Consider the following 258-nt stretch of genomic DNA (forward strand, 5'->3'; position numbering starts at 1 on the left):
CTATCAATACAAAAGCACAAGCGCCGTACTTAACTATTGCACAGTTAAAAACAGTGAGTCACTTACAAACTCTGATCCGATTTAAATCGATTACTCCTAATCCAGCTGGTGGCATTGAGTGGCTTGCGAACCACCTTACTGAGTTAGGCTTTAGTACAGAGCAATTTAGTTCTAATAATGTGACAAACTTAATTGCAAAAATAACCTTTGGGGCAGGCCCCGTGGTGGCATTTTCTGGCCATATTGATGTGGTACCCG

General features: G+C 41.9%; 1 protein-coding gene. It reads left to right on the plus strand.

The genetic code is table 11. The annotated features are described in order from the left end of the window. Nucleotides 1–258: hypothetical protein (locus tag SB749_RS20020; RefSeq protein WP_410711847.1), on the plus strand; the 258-nt coding region annotated here is incomplete at both ends.

This window comes from Brevibacterium sp. SIMBA_078 (assembly GCF_046534565.1).
Lineage (GTDB): Bacteria > Actinomycetota > Actinomycetes > Actinomycetales > Brevibacteriaceae > Brevibacterium.